The sequence below is a fragment of the Candidatus Delongbacteria bacterium genome, from assembly GCA_020634015.1.
Classification (GTDB): domain Bacteria; phylum CAIWAD01; class CAIWAD01; order CAIWAD01; family CAIWAD01; genus JACKCN01.
Genome location: JACKCN010000006.1, coordinates 119,818 through 145,114, shown reverse-complemented (window position 1 = coordinate 145,114; position 25,297 = coordinate 119,818). Strand labels below are relative to the sequence as shown.

The 25,297-nt window shown below is 63.7% G+C and carries 20 protein-coding genes and 1 tRNA gene; 7 read left to right on the top strand and 14 right to left on the bottom strand.

The genetic code is table 11. From position 1 onward, the window contains the following. The first annotated feature begins 30 nt into the window (after positions 1-30). Both H6678_12155 and H6678_12150 read left to right on the top strand, forming a co-directional pair. The gene (locus tag H6678_12155; protein MCB9474553.1) at positions 31-819 is read left to right on the top strand and encodes an EamA family transporter; all 789 of its coding nucleotides are present in this window, start codon (positions 31-33) and stop codon (positions 817-819) included. A 753-nt stretch (positions 820-1,572) separates the two neighbouring features. Further along, positions 1,573-4,479 (top strand): carboxypeptidase regulatory-like domain-containing protein, encoded by a 2,907-nt coding sequence (locus H6678_12150; protein MCB9474552.1) that lies wholly within the window; start codon positions 1,573-1,575, stop codon positions 4,477-4,479. A 336-nt stretch (positions 4,480-4,815) separates the two neighbouring features. Here H6678_12150 and H6678_12145 read toward each other — a convergent pair whose 3' ends face one another. Both H6678_12145 and H6678_12140 read right to left on the bottom strand, forming a co-directional pair. Beyond that, positions 4,816-6,246 carry a sigma-54-dependent Fis family transcriptional regulator gene (locus H6678_12145; protein MCB9474551.1) on the bottom strand — a complete coding sequence of 477 codons (1,431 nt, stop codon included), beginning with the start codon at positions 6,244-6,246 and terminating at the stop codon, positions 4,816-4,818. After that, positions 6,243-7,901 carry a tetratricopeptide repeat protein gene (locus tag H6678_12140; protein MCB9474550.1) on the bottom strand — a complete coding sequence of 553 codons (1,659 nt, stop codon included), beginning with the start codon at positions 7,899-7,901 and terminating at the stop codon, positions 6,243-6,245. Before H6678_12140 ends, H6678_12145 begins: the two co-directional genes overlap by 4 nt. A gap of 319 nt (positions 7,902-8,220) precedes the next feature. On the opposite strand from H6678_12140, the gene H6678_12135 reads away from it, so the two are divergent. Continuing rightward, positions 8,221-8,637, top strand: coding sequence for a response regulator (locus tag H6678_12135; GenBank protein ID MCB9474549.1), 417 nt, complete (start codon positions 8,221-8,223; stop codon positions 8,635-8,637). A 141-nt stretch (positions 8,638-8,778) separates the two neighbouring features. Here the strand turns inward: H6678_12135 and H6678_12130 are convergent, their stop codons facing one another. The 5 genes from H6678_12130 to aroB form a co-directional block, all read right to left on the bottom strand. After that, on the bottom strand, positions 8,779-9,369 hold the full coding sequence (locus H6678_12130; protein MCB9474548.1) for a hypothetical protein: 591 nt from the start codon (positions 9,367-9,369) through the stop codon (positions 8,779-8,781). A 358-nt stretch (positions 9,370-9,727) separates the two neighbouring features. Beyond that, positions 9,728-11,200: an oligosaccharide flippase family protein gene (locus H6678_12125; GenBank protein ID MCB9474547.1), complete on the bottom strand. Its 1,473-nt coding sequence runs from the start codon at positions 11,198-11,200 to the stop codon at positions 9,728-9,730. Continuing rightward, a complete protein-coding gene (locus H6678_12120; protein ID MCB9474546.1) occupies positions 11,200-13,899 on the bottom strand; it encodes a HEAT repeat domain-containing protein in 2,700 nt (899 codons plus the stop codon). Before H6678_12120 ends, H6678_12125 begins: the two co-directional genes overlap by 1 nt. Next, a complete protein-coding gene (locus H6678_12115; GenBank protein ID MCB9474545.1) occupies positions 13,896-14,321 on the bottom strand; it encodes a 3-dehydroquinate dehydratase in 426 nt (141 codons plus the stop codon). The genes H6678_12120 and H6678_12115 overlap by 4 nt, the downstream gene beginning before the upstream one ends. After that, positions 14,318-15,412, bottom strand: a complete 1,095-nt coding sequence (aroB, locus tag H6678_12110) for a 3-dehydroquinate synthase (GenBank protein MCB9474544.1) — start codon at positions 15,410-15,412, stop codon at positions 14,318-14,320. The genes H6678_12115 and aroB overlap by 4 nt, the downstream gene beginning before the upstream one ends. 195 nt (positions 15,413-15,607) lie before the next feature. Here aroB and H6678_12105 point away from each other — a divergent pair, with 195 nt between their 5' ends. Together H6678_12105 and H6678_12100 are read left to right on the top strand one after the other, a co-directional pair. Beyond that, a complete protein-coding gene (locus tag H6678_12105; GenBank protein MCB9474543.1) occupies positions 15,608-15,982 on the top strand; it encodes a hypothetical protein in 375 nt (124 codons plus the stop codon). A 94-nt stretch (positions 15,983-16,076) separates the two neighbouring features. Continuing rightward, positions 16,077-16,265, top strand: coding sequence for a 50S ribosomal protein L28 (locus tag H6678_12100; protein ID MCB9474542.1), 189 nt, complete (start codon positions 16,077-16,079; stop codon positions 16,263-16,265). A gap of 108 nt (positions 16,266-16,373) precedes the next feature. Here H6678_12100 and xth read toward each other — a convergent pair whose 3' ends face one another. The 3 genes from xth to H6678_12085 are packed head-to-tail and all read right to left on the bottom strand — an operon-like array spanning position 16,374 to position 19,486. Next, positions 16,374-17,183, bottom strand: coding sequence for an exodeoxyribonuclease III (gene xth / locus H6678_12095; GenBank protein ID MCB9474541.1), 810 nt, complete (start codon positions 17,181-17,183; stop codon positions 16,374-16,376). Between the two features lie 16 nt (positions 17,184-17,199). Beyond that, entirely contained in the window at positions 17,200-19,008 is a 1,809-nt protein-coding gene (gene argS, locus H6678_12090) for an arginine--tRNA ligase (protein ID MCB9474540.1), read from the bottom strand. A gap of 19 nt (positions 19,009-19,027) precedes the next feature. Then, positions 19,028-19,486: a tRNA (cytidine(34)-2'-O)-methyltransferase gene (locus H6678_12085; GenBank protein ID MCB9474539.1), complete on the bottom strand. Its 459-nt coding sequence runs from the start codon at positions 19,484-19,486 to the stop codon at positions 19,028-19,030. Between the two features lie 240 nt (positions 19,487-19,726). Between H6678_12085 and H6678_12080 the strand changes: the two genes are divergently transcribed. Beyond that, positions 19,727-21,097, top strand: a complete 1,371-nt coding sequence (locus tag H6678_12080; GenBank protein ID MCB9474538.1) for a hypothetical protein — start codon at positions 19,727-19,729, stop codon at positions 21,095-21,097. Between the two features lie 34 nt (positions 21,098-21,131). On the opposite strand, the gene H6678_12075 is transcribed toward H6678_12080, so the two are convergent. Continuing rightward, positions 21,132-21,204, bottom strand: a tRNA-Thr gene (locus H6678_12075). 156 nt (positions 21,205-21,360) lie between these two features. On the opposite strand from H6678_12075, the gene H6678_12070 reads away from it, so the two are divergent. Beyond that, a complete protein-coding gene (locus H6678_12070) occupies positions 21,361-22,014 on the top strand; it encodes a deoxynucleoside kinase (protein MCB9474537.1) in 654 nt (217 codons plus the stop codon). Positions 22,015-22,029: 15 nt separating this feature from the next. On the opposite strand, the gene H6678_12065 is transcribed toward H6678_12070, so the two are convergent. From H6678_12065 to H6678_12055, 3 genes are read right to left on the bottom strand one after another with little or no spacing between them, the layout of a single operon-like run. Then, positions 22,030-23,157: a hypothetical protein gene (locus H6678_12065; GenBank protein MCB9474536.1), complete on the bottom strand. Its 1,128-nt coding sequence runs from the start codon at positions 23,155-23,157 to the stop codon at positions 22,030-22,032. A 58-nt stretch (positions 23,158-23,215) separates the two neighbouring features. Continuing rightward, complete coding sequence (locus H6678_12060) at positions 23,216-23,617, bottom strand: hypothetical protein (GenBank protein MCB9474535.1); 402 nt, start codon at positions 23,615-23,617, stop codon at positions 23,216-23,218. Continuing rightward, positions 23,614-25,236 carry a S8 family serine peptidase gene (locus H6678_12055; protein MCB9474534.1) on the bottom strand — a complete coding sequence of 541 codons (1,623 nt, stop codon included), beginning with the start codon at positions 25,234-25,236 and terminating at the stop codon, positions 23,614-23,616. Before H6678_12055 ends, H6678_12060 begins: the two co-directional genes overlap by 4 nt. Positions 25,237-25,297: the final 61 nt, after the last annotated feature.

Sequence of the window (25,297 nt, the reverse complement as noted above, 5' to 3'; positions counted from 1 at the left end):
TTCCGCCGACTGGGCGGCAGCCTCTCCCCCATGCAGCTCAACCTCTGGAAAGGGCTGGTCGCGCTGGCCGTGATCACACCGGCCCTCTGGCTGGCCGGACACGCCCCTCTGGAGATGCCCTCACAGCTTACCGCACTGCTTTTGCTCAGTGGCGCGCTGGGCATCGGTCTGGGTGACACGGCCTTCTTCAACGCGCTCAACCGGCTGGGCGAACGCAACACGGTGCTGGTGGCCGAGACCACCGCGCCCCTGCTGGCCCTGCTGGGTGCCGGCCTCTGGCTGGGCGAATGGCCCGGGCCGCTGAAGTTGCTGGGCATGGGCGCCGTGCTGGGCGGGGTGGCCCTGGTGCTGGTGCAACCCGGGGAGAAGAATTCCGCCACGGGCCGTGTGCTCAAGGCCGGACTGGGCTGGGCGCTGCTCGCGGCCCTCTGTCAGGCGGGCGGGGCCGTGATCACGCGGCTGGCCTTTCTGCGCGCCGATGTGGCCGCCTCCGACAGCGCCTGGTTGCGTCTGCTGGGCGGTGCGCTGCTGCTGAGCCTGCTGCTGCCCCTGCGCCACCAACGCTACCTGCCGACCCGTGTCTCACCGCGCCTGATGCTGGCCGTGGCACTGGCCGCGCTGATCGGCACCGTGGGTGGCATCATCTTCCAGCAACTGGCCTTCAAGCACACGCAGGCGGCGGTGGCCCAGACCAGCCTGGCCATGAGCGTGCTCTTCGTGCTGGTGCTGAATACGCTTGGTGGCAAACCGTCGACAGGGCGGGTCTGGTTGGGGGTGTTGCTGTCCGTGGCGGGCGTCGGCCTGCTCTACGCGGGCTGAGAGGCGGCCGCACCCGGAGGCCGGCCATCCAGGCAAGGCGGGCTCAGGCCACAGCCAGAAGGAACCGTGCTCGGGTGTGGTTCCAGGACGTTCACAGACATGGCCTCGCGCGCGTCCTGCCGGACGCGTGAAGAGTGCGGCCAGACCTCCGAGCCCTCCCCCGCAGCGTACGGCGGCCTTCCCCGATCGAAAATCCAGATCAGCCTGCGCACAGGACACGCCCCGGAACGGCTTCGGCCGTGACATGGCGTCCCGATGGATTGCTGGACAGCGGGTTCAACCATCCGCGCTGGATCCGGGCATGATGGAGGGTCAGCGAGGCCATCCGGGTCTGCCGCAAGCCGGCCGGGAACGCCCGTTCAATCTCATAGTGACTCAGTTCTTTAATGACAGATCTGGGACATGCAAGAATTCTACGAGTCGGACGCGCCACAACAATACTCGAAACATGTTGCAAAACAGCCAGATCGCTGAGAATCACACGGTTGGCCGTGGTTGGCACAGATGTTGTCTGGTCCTGGGCAACAGCCAGGCAAGATCCAGCAATGCGGCTCGTGCACACTGACCCAACGGGTTCGGGGAGCCACGGGTGAGATCCGGATGCGGATCGTTGGCTGTGCGATCCAGACCCTGTTCCATCCATGCCAAGCAGCAGATGATCCGTTCGGTCCTTGCGACTCCGATTGCAGCGACCACCGGAATGGTCGGACCAGAAGAATTGACAGAAGTTGATCATAAAAAGGAGATCGATTCGTGAAACGAAATGCACTTGTCTTGCTGGGACTGTTGCTTGCACCTGGCTGCCTGCTGGCATATCCAGTGGGAGAAATGGTTCCATTCGACCTGGGAGGAGCAAGTGTTGCCGGCGTCACCTCCGATGGGTTGAAAGTCGCCGCATACAATTACCCCTGGGCTGGAGTGCTGTACTGGACCGAGATCGAAGGCGTCGTGAATGTGGACACCAACGCTGAAGCGGGCGCAATCAGCGATGACGGACGGATTTTCGGCTCAAAGATCGATGCCAACCTGGGCCACGAACTGCCGTGCTACTGGGATGCGGACAATACATATCACGAGCTGCCACATCTTTCGTACGGCCAGAACAGCGACATGTTCTTCAGCAATGTCTGGAGCTGCAACTCGGCAGGTACATTTCTGGGTGGCCTGCAGTGGATTTCTGCTTCTCACACGACACCTGTGATGTGGTATCAGGATGGATCCGGTGACTGGCAGATCCTGGACCTGTTTCCCGAAGACGACACCCGGGATGGACGCATCAACGCGGTCAGTGAGGACGGCACACAGTTCGCCGGCTGGTTGGCGAATGTCGATGGAGGCTGGATACCCACCCTGTGGACAGTGGACGAGAATCTGAACATCACTCGGGAAACGGTTGCATCACCGCCTGACTGGGTCAACGGGGAAATCTGGGCATTCAGCCAGAATGGACTCTACATGGCCGGGTACATGAACAGCTTCGGTTCATTGTGGTTTGATGACGGAGCAAGCTTTGATGTGGTTCAGCCCGAAAACCCAAGCTTCTGGATGAGCATCGTCTCCACGGATGTAAGCAATGGCGGCATGGTTGTAGGTACAACAAGAGATTTCTGGAACGGAGGGCAGTGGGCCCATGTATACAAGCCGGGAATGGGCTACATGCAGGCCGACGATTATCTGAACATGTTCGGTGTGGTTCATCCTGTGGATTATCAGTTCGCTGACATGATCTCCTGGATATCCGACGATGAGAGCATGGTGATGGGCTCGTATCTTGACACCAACTGGCTACCAAAACTGTTCATTCTTGAGCTGCCTGAACTGAGTCACATCGAGGGAACGGTGACCCTCAACGGCAGTATTGGTTCCGTGGAGGACGTCCACATCTTCACTGCCAATACCGGGACCTATCCCGATGCCAACGGATTCTACTCACTGCCGATCGGAGCGGGCACATACGACATCAGCGCCAGTCTGCCGGGCTACCTTGGCCAGACATTGACCGGCATCGTCGTGCCGGAAGGCGCAACCGTTCCCGGCAACGATTTCAGTCTTGAGCAGATTCCCGATGCCGGCTTCATTGAAGGCAATCTGACCCAGATCTACAATTGGGATCCATTCACGCTGGCGACCATCACCGCCGATGATGGCAGTGCCCAATATGTGACGAATGGCACGGGAGCCGACAATTACCAGCTGATCCTGCCGGCGGGAACCTATGACATCCTTGCAACACAGAGCAATTGCTACGACGTGATGATACAGGATGTCGTGGTCGTGGCAGAAGCAACCACTCAGCTGGACATTGAATTCATGAGTGTGAGCACTCCGGCCTACATTCACCTGGATTTTGTCGTGGATCAGCCCGAGACATTCGACTGGTCCAGCATCAAGATCAAGGTTGGTGACAACAGCAGTGTCTCACAGATCGACGTCTGGGAAAGCAGCTACACTGGCGAAATCTGGACAGCCGGAACATATACGGTCAGTGTGTGGGCTCTGGGGCACGAGATCTGGATTCAGGACAACGTGGAGTTTCTCCAGAACCAGACAACCTCGCTGACCATTGAATTGGTGCCGAACACATATCCTGTTCGTCAGCTTGCGGTAGCCGATGATGGAGCTGCCAGCTGGAAACATCCGCTTCCCGTGGATGCCTATTCCCAGGACCACGAGCAGTTCCAGACAGGCATGGATGTGACGGCCAACATCAGATACTGGTATACCCCCTTGTGGCCGAACAGCAATGCGTTCACCACCGAGGATCAGGCATTCGAAGGAACCAAGTCCCTCAAGATCGATACGGTGGACGGAACCCCTGGTGATATCTACTGCGATTTTGGCTGGCCGTATCCTACCGTTGGAACGTACGTATTCGAAGCCGCGCTGTATGTGCCATCCGGACACTGTGCTCATCATGGAATCATCAGGGAAGGCGTGTGGGGAGCCATGTTCGCGATCGAGCTCTTCTACCGCGCGGATGGCACCGTCAACATCATGATCGGTGGCAACGAACTCACTTTCGCCTATCCGCAGGATCAGTGGTTCAGCTTCAAGCTCGTTGCCGATCTGGACAACGACCTGATCGAGTACCATCAGGACGGAGCCCTGTTGGCAAGCGGCCTCTACAGTCTGGACGCCTACACGGGTGACCCGGCCGTGGTCTCCCTGGGCACCTATGACATGTCGGTGGAATCCAGGCCCGGATTCGCGGAATCCGGTCTGGTGTACATGGATTCCTACACCAGCTACCAGCTCACCGGCACGCATGAAGCGACGTACAGCGTCAGCTTGAACGAGGCGCCCCAGGTGAGCGCTTTGAGCGAGAATGCCTATCAGTTCCAGAATCTGAGCGCAGGCCAGCTCTACACCGCGGGCGTGGTGGCCGACTATGCATGGGGCTCGGCCGAGGAAGTGACGGCAAGCTTCACCCATGTCCCTCCTTTCGGTGCTCCTGTCAACGTGAGCATTCACGTTTTCGGTGGCAACACGGTGTTGACCTGGGACCCTGTGACCGATGCCACCTCCTACAAGGTCTACTCCTCAAGCAATCCGTATACCGGATTCACCGAGGATCTGACAGGCTCCTTTGCCGGTGAAAGCTGGAGTACTCCCGCAACCGGCGGCAAGAAATTCTACTGTGTGACCGCGATCAGCGAATAGACACCGCAGCGGAGTTTCTTGATCCGCGGCGCTCAAGAGCATGGAAGTTGCCTGCAGCGATGCAGGCAACTTCCCTTTTTTCATTGAATGTGCGGCATGCGTGGACCACGGCAGAACCCGGGCTGCGTCGCACATCGGTCGGCGGCCCGGTTCCGCGGTGGCATCTCAGGATCGAGTCACGGATTCCAGGCTGTCACGTGCGACACACGACGGTGGAGCCGGGGCGGCCGGTGGTGCTGGCAAGGTCAAGGGGATGCGGTGGTTGATCGGGCTGGTTCCGCCCAGTCGGCTGTCGCTGGGCTCTGTCCCACGGGATACCGGTCGCGGATGGCTCCGTCAATCCCCGTGTTTCTTCTTTCCGGCCATTCGGTTCAGGGTCGCCCAGGCGACGTCCAGATACTTGGCTGCCTTGGTGATGTTTCCATCCATTCGCTTGAGAACCGTGCGGGCGATTGTTTCCTGCATGTCTTCCAGTGGATAGCCTTCATCGGGCAGTTCAAGCACGATCCGATTGTTCTGACTCAGCTCGCTTTCACGCCCGGCACTGAGAATCTCCAGATCGCCGGCATCCAGGTAGCGACTCTCGTGCATCAGAACGATGCGGTCAATCTGGCTCTTCAGTTCCCGGATGTTGCCCGGCCATGGGTACTCCTCCAGGAGATGCACCGCCTCGCGTGTGATGGCGGAGAATTGTTTGCCGTATCGGGCATTGGCCTGGCTGAGGAACAGCCGGGCAAGCGGAAAGATGTCCCGCAGACGGTCGCGCAGAGGCGGGACATGGATGTAACCCGTATTCAGCCTGTAATACAGATCGCTGCGGAAAGCCCCTTCCTTCGACAGGGTGAGCAGTGACCTGTTGGTGGCACAGATGATCCGCAGGTCAAGCTGCACGATCCTGTCACTGCCCACACGCCTCAGCTCCCGTTCCTGGATCACGCGCAACAGTTTGGGCTGCATGTCAAGGGGCATCTCGCCAATCTCGTCCAGGAACAGCGTGCCGCCCTGGGCCTGTTCGATCCTGCCGATCGCCCCGCTGCGTTTGGCTCCCGTGAACGCACCTTCCGCATAGCCGAAGAGCTCGCTCTCGAACAGTGAGGGCGCGATCGCCGAGCAGTTGACCGGGACGAAGGGCCGGTGTTCCTGGTCGCCACCATGAATCAGCCTGGCGATCACTTCCTTGCCCGTACCCGTCTCGCCCTCGATGAGCACAGGGACATCCCGCTGGTTGTGGAGTTTGCTGCACACCTGCTGAATGTGGCGCATCGGGGCGGAGTAGAAACCGACGAGCTGGCCGGGCAGAATATCGCGGAACACGCTGCCGCCGTCTTCGATCTTCGCGCCGGATGAACGGCTCTCCTCCGTGCCTTGGGCAGCTGTGCGTGTCGCTGCGCTGCGGATCTGCCTGCGCCTGGCAATCCGCTTGAGCACGTCGTCCAGTTCCTTGATGGAGATCGGTTTGAGCAGGTAATCGCTGGCTTCGGCCCGCAGGGCCGCGATGCAGCTGTTCAGGTCACCAAAGCCCGTCATCAGGACCACATCGGTATCGCATCCCCTGTCACTCGCCTTGATTCTGTTGAGCATCTCCAGGCCGCTCATGCCCTGCATGCGGATGTCGCTGAGCACAATGGAAATGTCCTGCGTCTCGAACACGGCCAGACCTTCGCTGCAGTTCGCGGCCGTGAGCACCTCGTGGCCGAAGGGATCACGCAGATAGCGCTCCAGTGCCTGCAGGCTGCTGGGGTCGTCGTCAATCAGAAGCACCTTCATCGACTCGTCTCCCGTCGCTCGATCGGCAGCGTGATACTGAACATGGCCCCGCCCTCCGGCTGGTTGGCGCATTCGATGCTGCCCTTCATCTCTTCGATGAAACTTCTGACGATGGCCAATCCCAGACCCATGCCCTCACCGGCCGGTCTGGTCGAATAGAACGGATCGAAGATCCGGTCCTCGACTCCCGCGGGCAGACCTTCTCCCGTGTCGCAAACCCTGAGCCGCGCGCACGCATGGTCACGGGAAGTTGTCAGCGTGATCCGCTTCTCGCCGGATGGCTTGTTGTCCAGGCTGTGCATCGCGTTGATCACGAGATTGATCACGATCTGCTGCAGATGGATGCTGATACCGAGCACCGGAACCGGGCCTTTGCAGAGGCTGGTATCGAGCGCGATGCCATGGCTGGCCACCTGTCGGCGAATCATTCCCAGAGCGTTCTCGATGCCCTCGTTGAGGTCGAAGGACACGTGTTTCAGGTAGTCGGGCCTGGACCAGAAACTGCGCATGTGCTTGACAATCTCATCGATGCGCATGGCCGCCTGATGGATCTGCTCGACGGACTCGCGGTATTCCCTGGGCAGCACTTTTTCCCGGTCGTCCTTGAACAGCATGCCGTCCGCATTGATCGTGATGGCGTTGAGTGGCTGGTTGATCTCGTGGGTGATCCCGGCGCCCATGACGCCGATCGAGGCCAGCCGGGCCTGCTGTTCGAACAGCCGTTTGGTTTCCAGCTCCTTGCGCTCAAGTCTGTAGGTCGCTTCCAACTCGGCGATTCGCTGCGTGATGCTCCCGGAATACAGCTGCTCGTGCAGACGCAGGCTCCTCGTGAGCACGGAGGCCAGTTCTTTGTCATCGCCGATGGCCCGGCAGCTGTCGGCCAGAGACAACAGTCCGAACCACCTGAGCTCGTTGTTGTCCAGTTGCTCAGCCAGTTCCAGGGCTTCCCGGGCATGGCCGTGAGACTCGATGGATGCATCTCTGCTGAGGGCGACCCTGCTCAGGCCGATCAGAGCGAAAGCGCTGGATACCTTGTCCTTCAGGCGGCGTCCCATTCGCAGCGCCCTGGTGAAGTGCTCTTCGGCCGTGTCGATGTTGCCGTCGGCAAAGTGTACCTCCCCAAGGTTCTTGTACAGATGGGCACTTTGCAGTTCGTCGCCCAGAGTGTCCGCCAGTTCCAGAGCCTGCATGAAGCGCGCGATGGCTTCCGGGACCCGATCCATGTCCCGCAGGCGTTCGCCGGCGTTGCTGATGGCTTTGCTGTTTTGGGGGTTCAGTTCAATGGCCTGCTCGAAATACTCCAGGCCCCGCTTCGGGATTCCCAGGGCGGTGTAATACACGCCGATGTTGTTGAGGATGTTCGACAGCAGGACGGCCTCATCCAGCCCCTGCAGGATCTTGACGGCCCTGAATGCGGACTCCAGGGCCCGGTCAATGCTCAAGCGACTGTAGTGCAACAGTGACTGGAACTTGAAGGCCAGAGCCAGACTCAGTCGATCGTCGAGGACTGTGGCCAGCTCGAGGGCCGCATTGACATAGGGTTCAAGCTCGGCAAGCCTGCTTTGCGCATTCAGCAGCTCGCAGATCTCGATGGCTTCCTTCAGGCGCTGCGTCCTGTCGGACAGCGTCTCGAAGTTTTTCAGTCTGTCTTCCAACTGGCACATCCGTTTCCCGCTTTCCCCGGTCGGCTCGACTCACCAGGAGATTCAATCTGTTTCACATGTGGAGGGAACATCTCGAGTGGACTGCTCCGGGCTGGTCTCGGAAGGCAAAGGTACTCCCCAGATTATTGAGAATCCTCAGATTCTTGTGAGCTGGATCTGATCCTCCAATGGCTCTGTGTTCGGCCCCGCCAGGCACCAATGCTTCAAAGCTATGATAATCAGCAGGTTGGACTCGACAGGCAGGATGCCCACGATTGGCACGCAAGCTGCAAAACCTGCAGCAATCCTGTAGGTCGCATGAGGGAGCACGATGGATATTCTGCTGGTTGATGATGATTGGCAAAGTCTGCTGAGTCTCGGTCGCTTTCTCAGCTCGGAGGGCCACAGGATTGACGCACACCAGGATCCCGCTTCCGCTCTCGACGCCTGCAGGAACGGGAGCCATGATCTGCTCGTGTCGGATTTTCGGCTGCCCGGGATGGATGGCCTGCAGTTGATCAAGGCGGTCAAGAGTATCCAGCCCCGGATCAAGACAATCCTCTATTCAGGTCTGTACTCATCGGAAACCCTGCAGCTGGCTCGGATGCAGGGTGTGGACAAAGTGCTGGGCAAGCCGATCTACATCCAGGAACTGCTGGCCGCCATTCAGTGCCTGTCACTGCCCGTGAGCGGACCCGGCCCGGCGATCTTCAAAATCTCCGGCAGGGACAACGACGTGACTCCCTGACCAGCCGTGAGCCTGACATGAGCCAGCCGGCGCGACCGGGCCGTGATCTCTGGTCCGATGAGCTGCCGACATGATTCAAGCGGAGCGAGAACAGGGCCCCGCGAGGCCCTGTTCGACTTTGGTATTGCTGCAACGGCACTCTCAGCGCTTCGCTGGCGTGGCCTTGGCCTTGCGCCCGGGCCATTTCTGCCAGGTCGGCAGCAGACTGCGGTCGTCGCGTTCGATCACATCCAGGCGCTGGACCCAGGTCAGCTCGGGGTGATCCAGACTCCAGCGCATGCCGTAGGGAGTGCGGATGCCGTCCCCGCTGATCAGCGTGTTCAGGTCGCCATCCTGGGGCACCAGTACCCAGCCGGCGCAGGCGCAGGTCTTGTCCTGGAACAGACCCACGGCCTCGCCATTGTCCCCTTCGAAGATCAACCGACCGCAGAGTTCGCCCTGGTCCTCGAAAAGTTCTCGCTTGAGCATGCGCCAACCGGGCAGGTCACTGGCGAGGGCGTCGCCCTGCAGATACTCCTTGACCAGTTGCTGGAACTCTTCCTCCAGTGTCAGCGAATCTTCATCCAGCGAGGAATAGAGTCCCCGGTAGATCACTTCGCCGGACACCCGGCCATCGGGACGCGGGCGCACCCGCAGCTCCATCTGCTCCACCTTCAGGCAGGCCTGCTGGGAGAGCAACAACACCAGCAGCGGCACGGCGTGTCGCCAGCCCCGCGCGGTGATCCATTTCATCACGGACTCCGTTCAGTGGACCGCAAGTCCGACAGACTCCCGGGTCCCATGTGTGTCCGGGCGGGTCGTTGCCCGCTCCGGGAGTTCAGGCCTTGCCGGGGGCCAGGGGCTTGTCGCCGCCCTTGTTCTTCTTCTCCGCGCGCTTTTCCTTCAGGGACTTGGCGGGTTTCTTCTTGTCTTCCTTCTGGCGTTCATCACCCTTTGCCATACCGGGGCTCCTTTCCGGCTGAATTGCCCGTGATCCCACGGGCAGGGGCGTCCGCCGGGCACCTGAATCAGGCTGCCGGCACGAACGCGGCAAACTTATCGAAGGGCGTGCTGGCAGTCCAGCACTCCCGGCGCCCACACAGGGGCAGAGTCACTTTTCTCGCCTCAGTCCCTGAAACAGCGTTCCCAGACTGCGTCTTGCCTCGGGACGGGCCAGCACGGGCAGCAGCAGCAGGCCATAGCCCATGAGTGACAGAACGAGCGCCAGCAGGATGTTGGCCCCTCCCAGCCAGCGGCCAGCCAGCGCTCCGGCCACGGGCAGCAGGGCGAAGAGGGTGGGCAGGCGCAGGCCCTGCCAGCGGAAGATCCGGCCCAGCGGTTCGCCCAGGGTGGCTTTCAGCAGCCAGAGGAACATCCCGATTTCAACGAAGGTCGCCAGCACGGTGGCCAGGGCGGGGCCCGGCATGCCGATCACGCGCACAAGGTACAGGGACAGAGCCGCGTTCAGCGCCAGATCACCCAGGGCGCTCCAGAACACCCAGCGTGCCTTGCCCAGGGTATTGAGAATCTGCCCGTAGAACATGATCCGCAGCGGGAAGAGCAGCAGATACAGCCGGAAGGGCACCGCCGACGCGCGGTAACTCTCGCCCAGCAGGGCAACGAAGACCAGATCGGCCACCACCATCAGCAGGGTGAAGAGCGGAAACACGATCCAGGCCAGTCCCTCGACGCTGCGCGCAAGCAGGTCACAGATTTCTCCGGTCTTTCCTTCGTGCTGCAGGCGCGAGAGCCGGGGCAGCATCACCGCCGTGACCGACCCCACCAGCACGGACACGAAAGGCACTTCCATCGCCCCGATCTGGTACACGGCGTAGACCCCGCCCTCCTTGAACCAGGTGGCAACGATGTTCTTGTCCAGAAAGGCCGCCAGATAGGCCACCAGCGTGGTCATGGTGATCGGCAGGGTCCAGGCCAGCTGCCGGCCCGTGGCGGCCAGCGGCAGCCGCCAGCGGCTCCAGGCCAGTTCGGGCGCGCGCTTCGTCAGCAGGACGTGCAGGGCCAGGAAGCGCAGGCAGCCCAGCACGGTGATCGCGATCACGGTGCCATGCAGATCCAGCCCGGCCTTGAGCGGAGCGAGCACGGCCACTGAGAACAGCAGGGCTTCGCCGATCAGCAGCGCGGCCAGCAGCTGGAAGCGTCCCGCCAGGTTGAGCGCGGCTTCCAGTTGGCTGCTGGCGACCATGGTCCAGCCATAGAACGCGAACCAGCTGTAGTACAGCGGCAGATTGGGCACGCCATAGAACCTGGCCGCCACGGGCGCCAGCGCGAAGAGGCAGAGCGCGAAGACTCCGCCCAGCAGAAAGAGGATCGTGTGACTCTGGTTGACGAAGCTGCGCCGTTCCTCGCCCTCGAGGCGCGGGTGGAAGTAGTACATGCTGGCGGGGATGCCGAAGAGAAAGACCTGGAACAGCGTGTTGAAGTAGAGCCAGATCTTCTGGTACTCGGCCGTGAGCTGCAGGGCTTCGCCGAAGTGGCGCGCCACCAGCAGGTTCACCACCAGGCGGGCCAGGCTGGCCACACTGCGTCCAACGACCAGCAGCATGCTGTTGCGGGCCAGCGACATCAGCGCGACCGTTCGCCGCGCTGGAGGCGCCGTTCATCCTCAAGCCATGGTGCCGGTGTGGCATCCTCGATTCGCCGCATGGCCGAGTCAGGGTCCTTGAGTGACAGCAGTTCCAGCAGGCGGCGTGCCAGCAGGGCATTGGACTCAGCCGATGCGTCCAGTGCATCCAGGCTCTGCTCCAGCAGCTCGGGGACCCGGGTGCTGTCGGCCAGCAGGCTGAGTCGGGCGGCCTGGCGCACGTGCAGCACGGGGTCGTCCAGCGCGGCGATCAGCGAGTTCAGGCTGGTGTCCTCGGGCGGCAGCTTGCCCAGTGCGTAGGCTGCCGCCGCGCGCACACGAGGATCCGGTTCGGCCAGACCCGCCTCAAGAATCCCCCGGCAGGAGGGCCCGCCGTGTTCCTTCTCGCGCAGAGCCAGATTGATCAGGCAGAGCCCCCGGCTGCCGCCCTCGTTCAGAAGAATGCGTTGGAGCAGGGGCCGGAACAGATCGCCATCCCCGACGTCGGGCAGGTCGGAGAGCACCCAGAGCAGCAGCCCGCGCGAGGAACTGCCCGCCGTGTCCAGCACGGCCGCGTAGAAGGGCAAAGCGTCCTCGCCGAAGGTCAACAGTGTCTCACGGATGCCGTGGCGTTCCCAGGATTCCGCGCTCGCCAGTTGACCGGCCAGCCAGGGCAGATACTCGTCGCGCCGCTCGCGCAACTGGCGCTGCACGATGACTCGCTCGGCCTGCCAGCGATGCCGGACCCGCGTGGACCAGATGGCCCACACATGCAGACGCTGCACCGTGTCCAGCGAGTCGAATTCCTGATCCAGCAGGACCGGGGCCTCAGGTTCAGCCGCTGGGGTGGCAGCCGCGGACGCCGCACCGGGCGTGGCGTCAAGATTGAAATCGCCTCCGAACCCCAGCAGGCTGCCGCGCCAGAGGCTGTCCTGGGCTCCCGCGCCCAGATAATGGTCATCCCCGCCGCCGTCGGCGAAGAGTCCCAGCGAGCCGCTGTTGCGGCGTGGGTTGCCGTAGCCCTGCGAGTTCTTGCCGATGCGCAGGGCGTAGAGGTCATTGCCCGTGTGATCCAGCAGGACTCCCGCCCCGTTGGCGCTGCCGGCGCCCTGGCTGAGCCCTTCGCTGAGGTAGTAGTCTTCTCCGGCGTGATCCTCGAGCCAGCCGATGCCCAGGTCGTGTCCGCAGCCCTGCGCCACCCCATGGCTGCGGTAGCAGTCACTGCCGCCATTGTCCAGCAGCACTCCCCCGGCAAGATGGATTCCCGCACCCTGGGCGTACTGCCAGGAGGTGTAGGTGTCTCCGCCTCCGCGGTCGACCAGCGCACCCAGTGCGTACCAGTAGGCAGCGCCCTGTCCGTAGATGTCGCAGGTGTAATGGTCCTGTCCGCCGCCGTCCACCAGCAGCCCCAGGCCGCCACAGAGCACGGGACGCATGCCGTAGCCAAAGCCCTGGGAAAGGCTCAGACTGTGATCCTCGTAGCGGATGAAGTCGGTGACCGCGGGGCGCGCCTCGTAGCTGTCGTCCCCGGTTCCGTCCAGCAGCAGGCCGATGCCCGCGGGGCCTCCGTAGCCCTGGCCATACAGTGTACATTCGTAGCGATCACGGCCCGCGCTGTCCACCAGGATGCCCCAGCCCAGAATGCCCGCGCCCTGGCCCACCTGGCCACCCAGATAATGGTCGTTGCCCGCGTGATCCAGCAGGATGGAGAGTCCGCCCAGACCCGTGGCCAGACTGTTGTCGCCGGCCAGATACTGGTCGTCGCCGTCCAGATCCAGCAGCAGGGAGAGTCCGGCCACCGCCAGGGCCGGGCCTTCGGCGGCCCTGTAGACATCGTTGCCGCCCAGATCCAGGCAGAGCGAGACTCCGCCATGGGTCACGGCCACCGGGGACAGATAGAGATCGTCGCCCCCCAGATCGATCACGATCGGCGGCAGCTCTCCCCGGTAGATGTTGGGACCACTGCCCCCCACGAGCAGCCATTCATCCCGGTAACACACCGTGCCGTCAATCTCCCCGGAACGGGCTTTGGCGTTCTCGAAGGCCGCCTTGAGACGCGGCAGCGCCAGCACCAGGCTGTCCAGCGAGGGCAGCAGGGCCTGCATGCCTTCCAGGCGCCGCTGACGGACTTCGCGACACAGGCGGGCCACCAGTGCGTCGCGTTCGAGACGGGCTTCGCGTTCACGCTGGTCCAGGGTGAACACATCCTCGGCGGCCTGTTCGTCATCCTCGCCGGACAGTGACAGCAGATCCTCTTCGAGCGTGGCGCAATCCGCAGGGTCGATGAAGCGCCTGGCCGCCAGCGTGCCCAGCCACTCGCTCCACTGGCGACGCTGCACGCGCGCGGATGTGTCGTTTCTGGGCAAGGGCGCCACGTTCTGGTCACTGGTCAAAGGGTGATACAGGGGGGCCGCGGTGGCCGCCAGCTCACGGCCCAGGCCTTCGAGGCTCAGGTGTTCTTCCAGCGCGCGCCCCAGGGAATCGGCCCAGTGATCGATGCGGCGGCCGGCCAGCACCTGGCCTACGATGTCCAGAGCCAGGCTGTCTTCCTGCTGGGGCAGCAGCCCGAAGCCCAGATCGGTGGCTTCCAGGCCCGCCGCACTCAGGCTGCGCTGCAACAGGTCGGTACCCGCGAGCGCCGGAGTGGCCACCAGCAGCAGCAGGCTCAGCCCGGTGGCCGGGAGACGGGCGAAGCGCGTCACTCGCCTCTCCTGAGAAACTCGATGGCCGCCAGGTAGCCGAACTTGCCCAGGCCACTGATCACGCCCTTGGCCGTTTCACCGGTCAGCGTGCGACGGCGGAACTCCTCGCGGGCGTGGATGTTGCTCAGATGCACTTCGATCACCGGAGTGTTCACCGTCTTCACCGCATCGCGCAGGGCGACACTGGTGTGGGTGTATCCGGCCGCATTCAGCACCACGCCGTCGGCATTCTCGTCCTCGGCCGCGAAGAGCGCATCGATCAGGGCTCCCTCGTGCGAGCTCTGGACGAAGGTCAGCTGGTCCGCAGGACACTGGCGCTCCAGCCAGGCCTGCAGCTGTTCGAGGCTTTCCAGGCCGTAGACTTCTGGTTCCCGCTTGCCCAACCGGTCCAGGTTGGGGCCGTTGATCACGTGCACGTTCACCGGGTGGCCCTTTCTTCCAGCATGCGGCTCCAGACCACATGCAGCTGTGATTCATCGAGCACACTCACCTGCCGGGCTTCACCCACGCGAACCGGCAGGATCAGGGTGTGTGCGCCCTCTTTGACTTTCTTGTCGGATCGCATCTGGCGCACCAGCGCGTCGGCATCGCGGCAGCTCGAGGGGATGGACAGATCCAGGCGCCGAAGCAGGCGATCGAGCCGATGCAGCATGCGTGTGCTGAGCACACGGTCGGACACTTTCAGCTCGCCCGAGGCGATCACCGCGGCACGCAGGCCCAGCAGGACCGCCTGGCCGTGGCGCAATTCGCCTCCCGAAAGTGCCTCCAGCGCGTGGCCGAAGGTATGCCCCAGATTGAGCAGGGCCCGCCCTCCCTTGTCGTGCTCGTCCTCTTCGACGATGCGGGCCTTGAAATGCACCGCCTTGCGGATCGCGGGCAGCAGCACCTCGGGATCGAGCTCCAGCAGGGCTTCGCAGCGGGATTCCAGTTCGGCGGCCCAGTCGTCGCTGGAGAGCCAGGCCGCCTTGTAGATCTCGGCGAATCCACAGATCCGTTCTTCGCGGGGCAGGGTCCGCAGCAGGTCGGGGTCGATGAAGACCGCGTGGGGCGGCCAGAAGGCGCCCACCAGATTCTTCACTCCCTTGAAATTGATCGCGGTCTTGCCGCCCACACTGCTGTCCACCATCGCCAGCAGACTGGTGGGGATCTGGATCACGGGCACCCCCCGTTTCCAGAGCGACGCCGCAAGACCGGCCAGATCGCCGACCACACCTCCGCCGAACGCCACCACCGGGCTGCCCCGCTCGAGCCCGGCCCGGTGCATGCGGTCAAGGATCGCGTTGAGACCGGCCAGATTCTTCGAGCCCTCGCCCGCCGAAATGCTGTGGCTGTGGCCCGCCTGTTCGCGCAGGGCGTTCATCCACTGGGGCTGGCAGCGTTGCAGGTTGTCATCACAGACGACGATCGCCGGGCTGGGCAGGGCACGCAGGCAGTCAAGCACACGCTCGAGCTGTCCGCCTGCAATGGTGATGGGGTAGGAATGGCTGCGGGCCTGGATCGAGAACTGTTCCAAGAAGACACCTCGACTGTTTCCGTGACGGGGGACTCTGTGTGACGGAAGCCGCCGACGGAACGCTCAATATCACATATCCTTCCAGTATCCCGGAATTTCCTCCCGCCCGATGGCTGCAAGTCCAGTATTTCCATTGAAAGTTTCAGGCACGATCCTGGCGGATTCCCCATGGTGGGTCCAGCGGGAGAACCAACCATGGCATGTTGCAGGATCGATTGGGAAGAGTGCGGGTTTCGCACGGCGCGGTCCGGGGAGGAGCAGCGTCTGGGGCGGAGACTGCGGGCGATCTGGGGGCCCCAGCTGCAGGCCATCGGTGCCCGGCTGGAGGGCCTGCACACGGGTCCGACGATCAGTGTCTGGCTGCAGCTGCCTGCCGGGTCCGATCCCCATTCGCTGGCCAGACGGCTTGCGGCGCGCGCCAGTCGTCTGCTCGCGCGGGACCTGGGGCGCAGCCAGGCCTGGCCAGTTGTCGCCAGGGTTCGTCTCTTGAGCGGATTTCCTGAGCGCGGAGTTCAGGTTTCACCCGGCTCCGGAACTGGATTCCTTGACATGCAGTCGGGGCTTCGTTAGGTTGTGCGGCTTCTGCGCCGTGGCTGACAAGCCCGGATTCTGACAACCGTACAGCATCGGCCAGCGTGCCGTGAGGATAGGAAAGGGGTGCCCAATGGCCCGCGTATGCGAGATCTGTGGCAAAGGCCCGATGAGCGGAAACACCGTTTCCCATGCCAAGAACCACAACCGTCGGCGTTTCCTGCCCAACCTGCAGTCCGTGCATGCCCGTCTTGATACCGGCGAACGCGTTCGGGTCAAGGTCTGCACCTGCTGCATCCAGGCGGAAAAGATCCGCAAGTAGTTTCCCACCGGACATGGCTCCAGCCCGGCGCTTGCAGCGACCGGGCTTTTTTGCTCTCCCGCAGCAATGATCAGGCAGGGGAACGGTCCGGCGTGGCTGTTGCGGATGTCAGCCCCGCGCTGGCCCAAGTTCCAGCAGAACCGGACAATGATCACTGCCCGTGACATGGTCCAGGATCGTGGCGTCGATCAACCGGGGCGCCAGGTCCTGACTGATGAAGAAGTAGTCCAGGCGCCAGCCCACGTTGCGTGAACGGGCCCCGCCGCGGAAGGACCACCAGCTGTAGGCGCCTTCCTGCTTCGGGTGCAGCACGCGAAAACTGTCGAGAAAACCGCCCGCATTGCCGGCCAGGAATCCATCGACCCAGGCACACTCTTCGGGCAGGAAACCGCTGTTGCCGCGATTGGCCGCGGGGCGGGCCAGATCGATCTCGCGGTGCGACGTATTCAGGTCACCGCAGATCACCACCGATTCACCGCGAGCCTGCAGGGACTCGACCAGACGCTGGAAATCGGCATAGAAGGCCATCTTGTACGCCAGGCGCTCGGGCCCCGAGGTGCCGTTGGGAAAGTAGACATTGAAGAGGCGCACACCGCCCACCTGGGTGGCCACCACCCGGCCTTCCGTGTCCCAGTGGCTCAGGCTGGAGTCCAGCGGCCCCAGACCTTCGGCACCCTGCCATTCCAGCCCGCGAACCAGAGTGGCGGTGCCACTGTATCCGGCGCGCTGGGTGGTGGACCAGGTTCCCGCGTAGCCCAGTTCCGCCAGCCGGGCCGTGGCCTCGGCGGGAATCTGGTGCACGTGGATGCGGGTCTCCTGCAGGCAGAGCACATCGGGCAGCTCGCCGGCCAGCCAGTCCAGAAATCCTTTGCCCAGCACGGACCGCAGGCCGTTCACATTCCAGGAAACCAGTCTCACCACACCTCCCTTTGTCTCAGATCCGCTCGGGCGTCCTCATGCCCAGCAGGGCCAGTCCTTGACGCAAGGCGCTGCCCGTGGCGGCCACCAGCGCCACCCGTGCGCCAGCCAGTGCGGGATCCTCGACCCGGTCGAACACGGAATGGGCATTGAAGAACCCGGAGAAGGCGCGCGCCAGTTCGTAGACGCGCCCCGCCAGCCGCGCGGGGCTGCGCTGGGCGGCCGCCAGTCTGACCTGGGCGGGCCAGAGCGCCAGCTGTTTGAGCAGCTCCAGCTCCTCCGGTTCGCCCAACGGCCGGAAGTCGTCGATGGCAGCCGGGTCCAGTCCGCTCTTGCGCACCAGACTGCTGATGCGCGCGCAGGCGTACTGCAGGTACGGGCCCGTATTGCCGGCCAGGTCGATGCTCTCTTCGGGATTGTAGACCATGTTGAGCTTGGGATTCACCTTCAGCACGAAGTACTTGAGGGCGCCATCGGCCAGGGCTTCGGCCACGGCGCGGCGCTCGTCCTCGCCCAGGTCGGAGCGGCGCTCGCTCTCCTCCATGATCCGACGGCTGGCTTCGGCCAGACCGTCCAGCAGGTCGTCGGCATCCACGACGGTGCCTTCCCGGCTCTTCATCCGGCCGCTGGGCAGGTTGACCATGCCGTAGGCCAGGTGCGCCAGGCGGTCGGCCCAGGGGTAGCCCAGCTTGCCCAGAATGCCGAAGAGCACCTTGAAATGGTGTTCCTGCTCGTTGGCCACCACGTAGATCATTTCATCAAAGCCCAGTTCCTCCTGGCGTGCCACGGCCGTACCCAGATCCTGGGTGATGTAGATGCTGGTGCCATCGCCGCGCAGCAGGGCCTTGGGCTCGCTGCTGATTCCGGGCAGCTCGCAGATCACGGCGCCGTTCTCGGCTCGCTGGAACACGCCCCGCTCCAGGCCCGCCAGCACCAGGTCGCGGCCCAGCAGGTAGGTGTTGCTCTCGTAATACACGCGGTCGAAGCGCACGCCCATCCGGTTGTAGGTCTGTTCGAAGCCCGCGAGCACCCAGGCATTCATGGTGCGCCAGAGCTCGCGCACCTCGGGATCTCCGGCTTCCCAGGCGCGCAGCAGTTGGCGGGTTTCGCCTATCAGCTGACTTTCCTTCTCGAAACGGGCCAGGTCCTGTTCGTTGGCGGGGTCCAGCCCGTTGGCGGCGAACCAGGCGGCACGTTCTTCGGCCAACTTGCGCGCGAAGAGCACGTAGTAACGTCCGACCAGGTGGTCGCCCTTGAGACCGGCCGACTCCGGGGTCTCGCCATTGCCCCAGCGCTGCCAGGCCAGCATCGACTGGCAGATGTGCACACCGCGGTCGTTGATCAGGTTCACGCGGGTCACACGGTGCCCCACCGCTTCCAGCAGCAAGCTGAGCGACAGACCGAGCACATTGTTGCGCACGTGCCCAAGATGCTGGGGCTTGTTGGTGTTGGGGCAACTGTACTCCACCACCACGTGGCGCCGCTCGTTTTCGGGCAGCAGGAACACCCCGGGATCGCCCGACAGCTGGTCGCGCAGCACCTGCTGGAACCAGGGCGCGGTCTGCAGTTCAAGATTGAGATAGGGACCGGCGGCGCGTGCGGCCTTCAGCAGCGGCTGCCCGGCCAGCGCCCCGGCCAGACTTTCGGCGATGCGCACGGGGGATTGCTTGAGGCGCTTGGCCAGCCCGAAACAGGGCATGGCCAGATGCCCCAGACTGGCGTCGGGCGGCAGATCCAGGACCAGCTCGGCCGGATCCGGGTCCATGTCGAAGAGTCCGGCGGCCGTCACGCAGAGGATCCGCTGCAACTGTTCCAGAATGGTCATGACTGGGTCCGTTCTTGATTCATTCGGGCCAGGCGCCACACTGGCGCAGCCCCTCGTACACGGCGATCGCCGCACTGTTGGCCAGGTTCAGACTGCGGGTCCGGCCCGGCATGGGAATGGTCAGGCATTGCTCCGGATACAGTTCCAGCAACTGGGAAGGCAGGCCTCGGCTTTCTGGTCCGAAGACCAGCCAGTCGCCTTCGCGGTAGTCGTGGCGCGTATATGGAGTGCTGCAATGGGTGGTGAAGAAGCGGAAGCGACTCTCGTCCTGGGCATTCAGCAACTGGTCCAGTGACTCGTGCACCTGAAAGGAGCTGCGCTCGAAGTAGTCCAGACCCGCGCGTTTCATGCGGGCATCGTCCAACTGGAAACCCAATGGACGGATCAGGTGCAACTGGCAGCCGGTGGCCGCACAGAGGCGAATCAGGTTCCCGCTGTTCTGGGGAATTTCCGGCTGGTACAGGACGATATGGAACATGCTGCGGCCGGAAGGCCTCCCCTGCTGGATCACGACGCCGGCCAAGGTAGGAAACGAACGCCAGTGCCTTGCGCGCTCGGTGCGATTGGGAATCCGGGGTCGCGAGTCGCTTGCACAGGCCGGAATGACGCAGGGAGTGCAAGAAAGACTTGGCACTGCCGTTCCGGTTCAGGAAACTGGCGAACGGTTCCCGGAGTATCAGGGCCGGGCGGGAGACTCCCCCGCCAGAAAGGAAGACCCATGCTCAAGCAGCTTTGTCCCCAGCCCCGGCTGGTTCCAATCCCTCTGGACGGACGCCGTCGGCGCAGGCCGGATCCCGATGACGAGTCCTCTTCGAAGCGCTCCTGGGTTCTGCTGTTGATCGCGGGCCTTCTGCTGGCCCTGGTCCTGAATGCCCGCGCCAGCAGTCGGGGTCCCGATTCGCGCGTGGAAATCTGGACCGACCAGATGGCCATGGATGCGGGCAGCCGTTACAGCATCCACCTGCTTCCCGAGCGGGACGGCTTCGTCTATGTCTATTCACTGGATGCGCGCGGCACGGTGCGCCTGCTCTATCCTGTCCAGCCCGAGGACGGGCGTGGCCAGGTGCAGGCCGGCAACAGTTTCAGCATCGAGCCGGTGATCGCGGGATCCCTGCCCGGCCGTGAGCAACTGGTGGCCGTGCATACTCTCGAATACCGCCGGATCAAGGCCAGCCGTCAGGAATTTCTTGCCCCGGATCCGCTGGATCTGGCCGACATCCATTTCCGGATGACCCGCGATTCCCGGGAACTGGACAATTGGGCCGTGGCCGAGCTGACCATTGACGGTCCGGCGGCGTACAGCGCGACGGATGTGGACGAAGACGGCCCGCGCCCCGGGATCATGGTGCACGAGGTTCACTATGACTACTGGTGCGACTACTGCAACTGCTGGCACCCCACCTGCACACTGGACCACTGCTGGTGCGACTGGCGCGTGAACTCCTACTACTACGGCCACTACCATCATCATCATTGTGGCTGGTGGGGCCCGAGACACTGGTGGTGGGATTCCCCGGTTGTGTACATCTACATCCAGGGTGGCAGCCGCTGGGATTACGATACCTCCCCCTGGCGCGATCAGGAAGTCTGGCGCCGCCAGCGCCATTGGAGCCAGGACTGGCGCCAGCGTCTGGTCCAGGAAGTGGACCGGGGCCAGCAGCCACGCGAGCAATGGCCTCCCGCGGCGGATGCGGTGTTCCAGCAGCAGGATCTGCGCAAGGTGCTGAAGGAAGTGCGTGCCAGCGATCCGCCGCCGGCGATCAAACCCCGGGTCTGGACCACTCGCCCCGAGAGTTCCGGCAAGAGCGGAAGCTCCTCGAGCGGCGGCGTCTTTCTGCCGGGCAGGGACAACAGCTCCGGCAAGGGCGGAAAGACTCCAGTGCCTGTGACTCCCCGGATCACGCCCCAGGTCACGCCTCAAGTCAAGCCCCAGGTGGCACCGGCCCCGAAACCCAGTGCGCCCGACGCGGACAAGCAGGTGCAGCCGGCAAAACCCCAGGTCCAGCCGGATGAGTCACAGAAGCGCAAGAAAAGCTCGAAGAGTGTCAAGCAGGCCACGACGGGCAACAAGAAGGGCGAGAAGCGCTGAGCGGAGTGCCATGGGTGGTTCGGTCGCGAGAAAGGGCCACCCATGGGACTTGAACCCACAACCTACGGTTTACAAAACCGTTGCTCTACCAGTTGAGCTAGGGTGGCAATCAGGCCTTGCGGCCCGGGCGAGGCCCAATCTAGGGAATCGCCGCCCGTGGGCCAACCGTGTCCCCCGGTCATCCTATCTTGGACCGTTCTTGCCCGGCGCCCGCCGGGTTTCGTGTCACCCCCCACGACGGTACCCAGCGGAGCACCCGGTCCATGCAGCAGTTCATCGGCATCGCGGGCAACATCGGCGCAGGCAAGACCACGCTGACGGGCCTGCTGGCCGAGCGCTTCGACTGGGACGCCCACTACGAAAGCGTGGTGGACAACCCCTACCTGGAAGACTTTTACGCCGACAAGGACCGCTGGGGCTTTCACCTGCAGGTCTACTTCCTCCAGCATCGCTTCCGCAGCCTGCAGAAACTGCAGTCCGGGTCACGCAGTGCGATCCAGGACCGCACCATCTGGGAAGACGCGAACATCTTCGCGCGCAACCTGCACGAGCTGGGTCACATCAATGAACGGGACTGGGCAACCTACCAGAGCCTGTTCGCGGGCATGGAACACAGCTTGCCGCGGCCGACCCTGCTGATTTACCTGCAGGCTTCGCTGGACACACTGCTCACCCGCATCCGCCGCCGAGCGCGCCACTTCGAGGAGCGCATCGACCCCCAGTACCTGCTGCGCCTGAACCTGGCCTACGAGCACTGGGTGACACACTGGACTCTCTGTCCCGTGCTGGTGATCAATGCCGATCGCAACGACCTGGTGAGCGACCCGGACTGTTTCGAGAGCGTGGTGATCCAGGTGGACGAGATTCTCAGCCAGCGCCAGTTGGGCCTTGGGCTGGGCGGCATTCCCCACCCCTGAGCGTCCGCGGGTCCCTCAGTTGCCACGCGCCAGGCGTTCCAGCAGGCGCTCGCTGGGCTCCCAACGATCCGAATCGGGGGTGATCGCCACACCCTGGGTTCTGCCTTCGCGCAGGCGCTGCAGCAGATCCAGCAAACGCTGGCGCTGCAAGGTATCCAGACTGTCCACCAGTTGGCGGGCCACACGCAGAGCCAGATACTGCTCGAAGGAGCTGCGACTCTGTTCCAGTGCCTGTTCCACGATGTCGGCCGCCTCGCCCGACCCCAGACTTTCCAGCAGGGCCAGCGCCACCACCCGGTCGCCGTCGCCGCCCTTGCCGAAAATGCGCTTCACCGATTCCACGCTGGGATTCATCGAGCCCGCCAGCGAGCGCACACGGGCCACCACCTCCGACATCTTCATGGTGCGTTCGCTGCCCGTGGGCAACAGGCGGCGCAGGGATTCGTACTCGCGCGCCGAACGGTCCAGCTCGCCCCGCGGACTGTCCTTGGAACTGAGCATGCTTGCCAGCCGACTCTCGGCATGGCGACGCCGGTTCATCACCTCGGCGCGCTCTTCCGGACGCAGCTGGTCTTCGATTCTGTCGTACAGAGCAATCTTCTCACTCAGCTCCTGGCTGTCATCCACGGCTTCGAAGACCGTGGCCAGTACCAGCCGGGTGGCCAGAAATCCCAGCAGGAAACCGCAGATCAGGTAGTAGGCCAGCAGGGCCACCACGAAGACGATGTCACCGGGCCCGCCAGCGAAGCCCTGGACCGACTGGGCGGCGATCGCGTGTGCCAGGCCGCCCAGTTTGTTGATCTGCACGAGGCCCACGCCCAGCAGGATCTTGCTCAACCAGTCCGAAACTTCTTCCAGATTCGTGTTTGCCCGATAGCGCTGGGGGCCTGCCCCTTCGCCGTGTGACTCGCTGGGCCGGGCGCGGGGAAAACCGAAGAGGAAGCCCACCAGCCCACCGCAGAGCAGGGTGGCCCCCGCCAGCATCAGAGTCAGCGCCAGGCGCTGCAGGGCTCCGGGCCAGTCGGCACCCAGCATGGCGTGCAGCACGAGGATCGGGACCCCCGCGCACGAGATCCAGATCGGCAGGCGCAGGGTACGCGTCGGTGTCAGTTGGTCGATCATGGTACGGATTGGCAGTTGCATGGCGCACACTCCACCCTCTCGGGCATTGATCGTTTCAGGTTGGTTCGTCGACCGTGTGTCAGAGTTCGATCACGGGCACCGCATCGGGGCACTGGATCACCAGGCTGTTGCCTTCGGGATCCCGCACGGACCAGAGCAGGCGATCGCCGTCTCGCTGGGGTGGCTCGTCCACCTCTCCTCCGGCGGCCAGCAGTCCCTCGGGCAGGGCCGCGCCGGAATCCAGCTCCAGGTTGAGCTGAAAGCGATTCAAACCGGAGATCGGCACATCCATCAGGGCCGCCGGCACCAGCTGCAGGGTGCAGAGTCCGGGCACCTGACCCACCCGGAAGACATGCCCGGCCATTTCGTGAGCCAGAAAGGGCACCCCGAACAGCGCCTCGTAGAATGTGGCCATGCGGGCGCCGTCCCGGACCAGCAGGTCCAGCTTGAACAGATGGGTTTTCATGATGTCCTTGCTCATTCGTGATCCAGCGCCACCACCCGGTAGCGCCGTTGACCCTGTACCAGCGGCAACTCACAGCCGGTTTCCCCGGTTTCCAGCAGCGGTTGCCAGGCCCCTGCCAGCCCTGGGGAGCTTTCCACCCGGTAGGCCAGCGCACCGTTGACTGCGGGCCAGTCCAGTCCGATCCGGTTGCCCGGAAGCGTCGTGATCCGCAGTTGCGGGGTTTCCAGAATGCCGTTGAGCTGGCGTCCGGCCCGGTCCAGGTTGAGTCGCCCTCCACTCACGGTCTGCTCCAGGAGGCTGGGCAGCGGATCCACCGAGTCCAGCAGAACCTGCTTGAGGGCCAGGGCCATCTCCGCCGGCTGAGCCTGATACTGCTGGACCCAGGCGGCCGGAGCCACGCTGTGCAGCCAGGCGATGGCTCCCGCCACATGGGGTGTGGCCATCGAGGTGCCCGTGCGTGTCTGGATGTCCCCGTTCAGATCAGCGCTGAGAATGTTGGTGCCCGGTGCGCCCAGATCGATGCTGCTGGCGCCCCAGGCCGCTCCCGAATTGCGCAGATCCATGGCCGTGGTATTGGTCACCGCCACCAGCCAGGGGCTGCTGCAGGTGCTGGGCACGTCACCCACGGCGTCCACATTGACCCCGGCATTCATGGTGGCCGCCGCGGAAAGTATGCCCAGCGCGCCCATTGCGTCGTACAGCTCATTCCAGGCCGGATACTCCCCGCTGGAGCAGTCTCCGAAATTGACCCCGAAGCTGGAATTGGTGACCACCACGTTGGCGCCCAGCGCTCCCCCGGTCTCCTGCCAGAGCTGTTTCTGCTGCATCACATAGTCGTAGGCCAGGATCACGGTGGCCGTCGTGGTGGAACTGCCGGCCACCAGCATCAGCTGACTCTGCCAGTTGATGCCGCAGACCTGCTGGCCATTGTTGCCCCGCGCCGCCACGATGCCCGCCACGTGGGTTCCGTGATAGTGGGCGGGAATGTCGGGCGAGTCATTGTAGACATTCCAGCCATGGATGTCGTCGATGTGTCCGTTGCCATCGTCGTCCACTCCATTGCCCGGAATCTCGCCGGGATTGGTCCAGAGGTTGGGCTGCAGCTCGGGGTGATCCAGTTCGAACCCGGAATCGATGATCGCCACCACCACCGGATTGCCCAGCGCATCGCTGCCACCGCTGCCCAGATCCCAGGCACGGGGAGCGCTGATGTCACCGGCCCCCGTGGGATTGAACAGATTCCACTGCGAGGAAAAGGACGCGTCGTCGGGCCATGTCTCACGTGCGTCCACCCGATGATCGAGCTGGACCCAGCGCAGGGCGGAGTGGGCACTCCACTGATCCCGGGCCCGGGGCTCCTCGGCCGTGGTATCCAGGCGCAGACGGGCGATGCCCAGCGAGGGGCAGAGCAGGGCATCGAGGCTGGCCGAGCCAGGATTGGGCGCGCCGGCCAGCAGGCGTTTCGCGTCTTCCAGGTCCGCCACCGGTGCGTTGAAGGCCACCAGCAACACACCCGGGGTCCAGTCCGGACCGTCGCTCGCCAGTGCCGGACTGGAACTCAGGGTCAGCGACAGCAGAACTGACGCCAGCTTGGCCGGGACCCACATTCCGCGGCTCAGGGATGGTGCATGCATGGTGCGTCCTGTGACTGTCCGGGCACGCCCGGATGAAAACGGCCGGACGCCATCGTCCGGC

What these genes read in the sequence shown, in the direction of transcription:
- H6678_12155 (MCB9474553.1), top strand. Translation starts at nt 31, where the DNA reads ATGCAGCTCAACCTCTGGAAAGGGCTGGTCGCGCTGGCCGTGATCACA.
- H6678_12145 (MCB9474551.1), bottom strand. Translation starts at nt 6,246, where the DNA reads ATGAAGGTGCTTCTGATTGACGACGACCCCAGCAGCCTGCAGGCACTG.
- H6678_12135 (MCB9474549.1), top strand. Translation starts at nt 8,221, where the DNA reads ATGGATATTCTGCTGGTTGATGATGATTGGCAAAGTCTGCTGAGTCTC.
- H6678_12130 (MCB9474548.1), bottom strand. Translation starts at nt 9,369, where the DNA reads ATGAAATGGATCACCGCGCGGGGCTGGCGACACGCCGTGCCGCTGCTG.
- H6678_12125 (MCB9474547.1), bottom strand. Translation starts at nt 11,200, where the DNA reads ATGTCGCTGGCCCGCAACAGCATGCTGCTGGTCGTTGGACGCAGTGTG.
- H6678_12105 (MCB9474543.1), top strand. Translation starts at nt 15,608, where the DNA reads ATGGCATGTTGCAGGATCGATTGGGAAGAGTGCGGGTTTCGCACGGCG.
- H6678_12100 (MCB9474542.1), top strand. Translation starts at nt 16,077, where the DNA reads ATGGCCCGCGTATGCGAGATCTGTGGCAAAGGCCCGATGAGCGGAAAC.
- argS (MCB9474540.1), bottom strand. Translation starts at nt 19,008, where the DNA reads ATGACCATTCTGGAACAGTTGCAGCGGATCCTCTGCGTGACGGCCGCC.
- H6678_12085 (MCB9474539.1), bottom strand. Translation starts at nt 19,486, where the DNA reads ATGTTCCATATCGTCCTGTACCAGCCGGAAATTCCCCAGAACAGCGGG.
- H6678_12080 (MCB9474538.1), top strand. Translation starts at nt 19,727, where the DNA reads ATGCTCAAGCAGCTTTGTCCCCAGCCCCGGCTGGTTCCAATCCCTCTG.
- H6678_12070 (MCB9474537.1), top strand. Translation starts at nt 21,361, where the DNA reads ATGCAGCAGTTCATCGGCATCGCGGGCAACATCGGCGCAGGCAAGACC.
- H6678_12065 (MCB9474536.1), bottom strand. Translation starts at nt 23,157, where the DNA reads ATGCAACTGCCAATCCGTACCATGATCGACCAACTGACACCGACGCGT.
- H6678_12060 (MCB9474535.1), bottom strand. Translation starts at nt 23,617, where the DNA reads ATGAGCAAGGACATCATGAAAACCCATCTGTTCAAGCTGGACCTGCTG.
- H6678_12055 (MCB9474534.1), bottom strand. Translation starts at nt 25,236, where the DNA reads ATGCATGCACCATCCCTGAGCCGCGGAATGTGGGTCCCGGCCAAGCTG.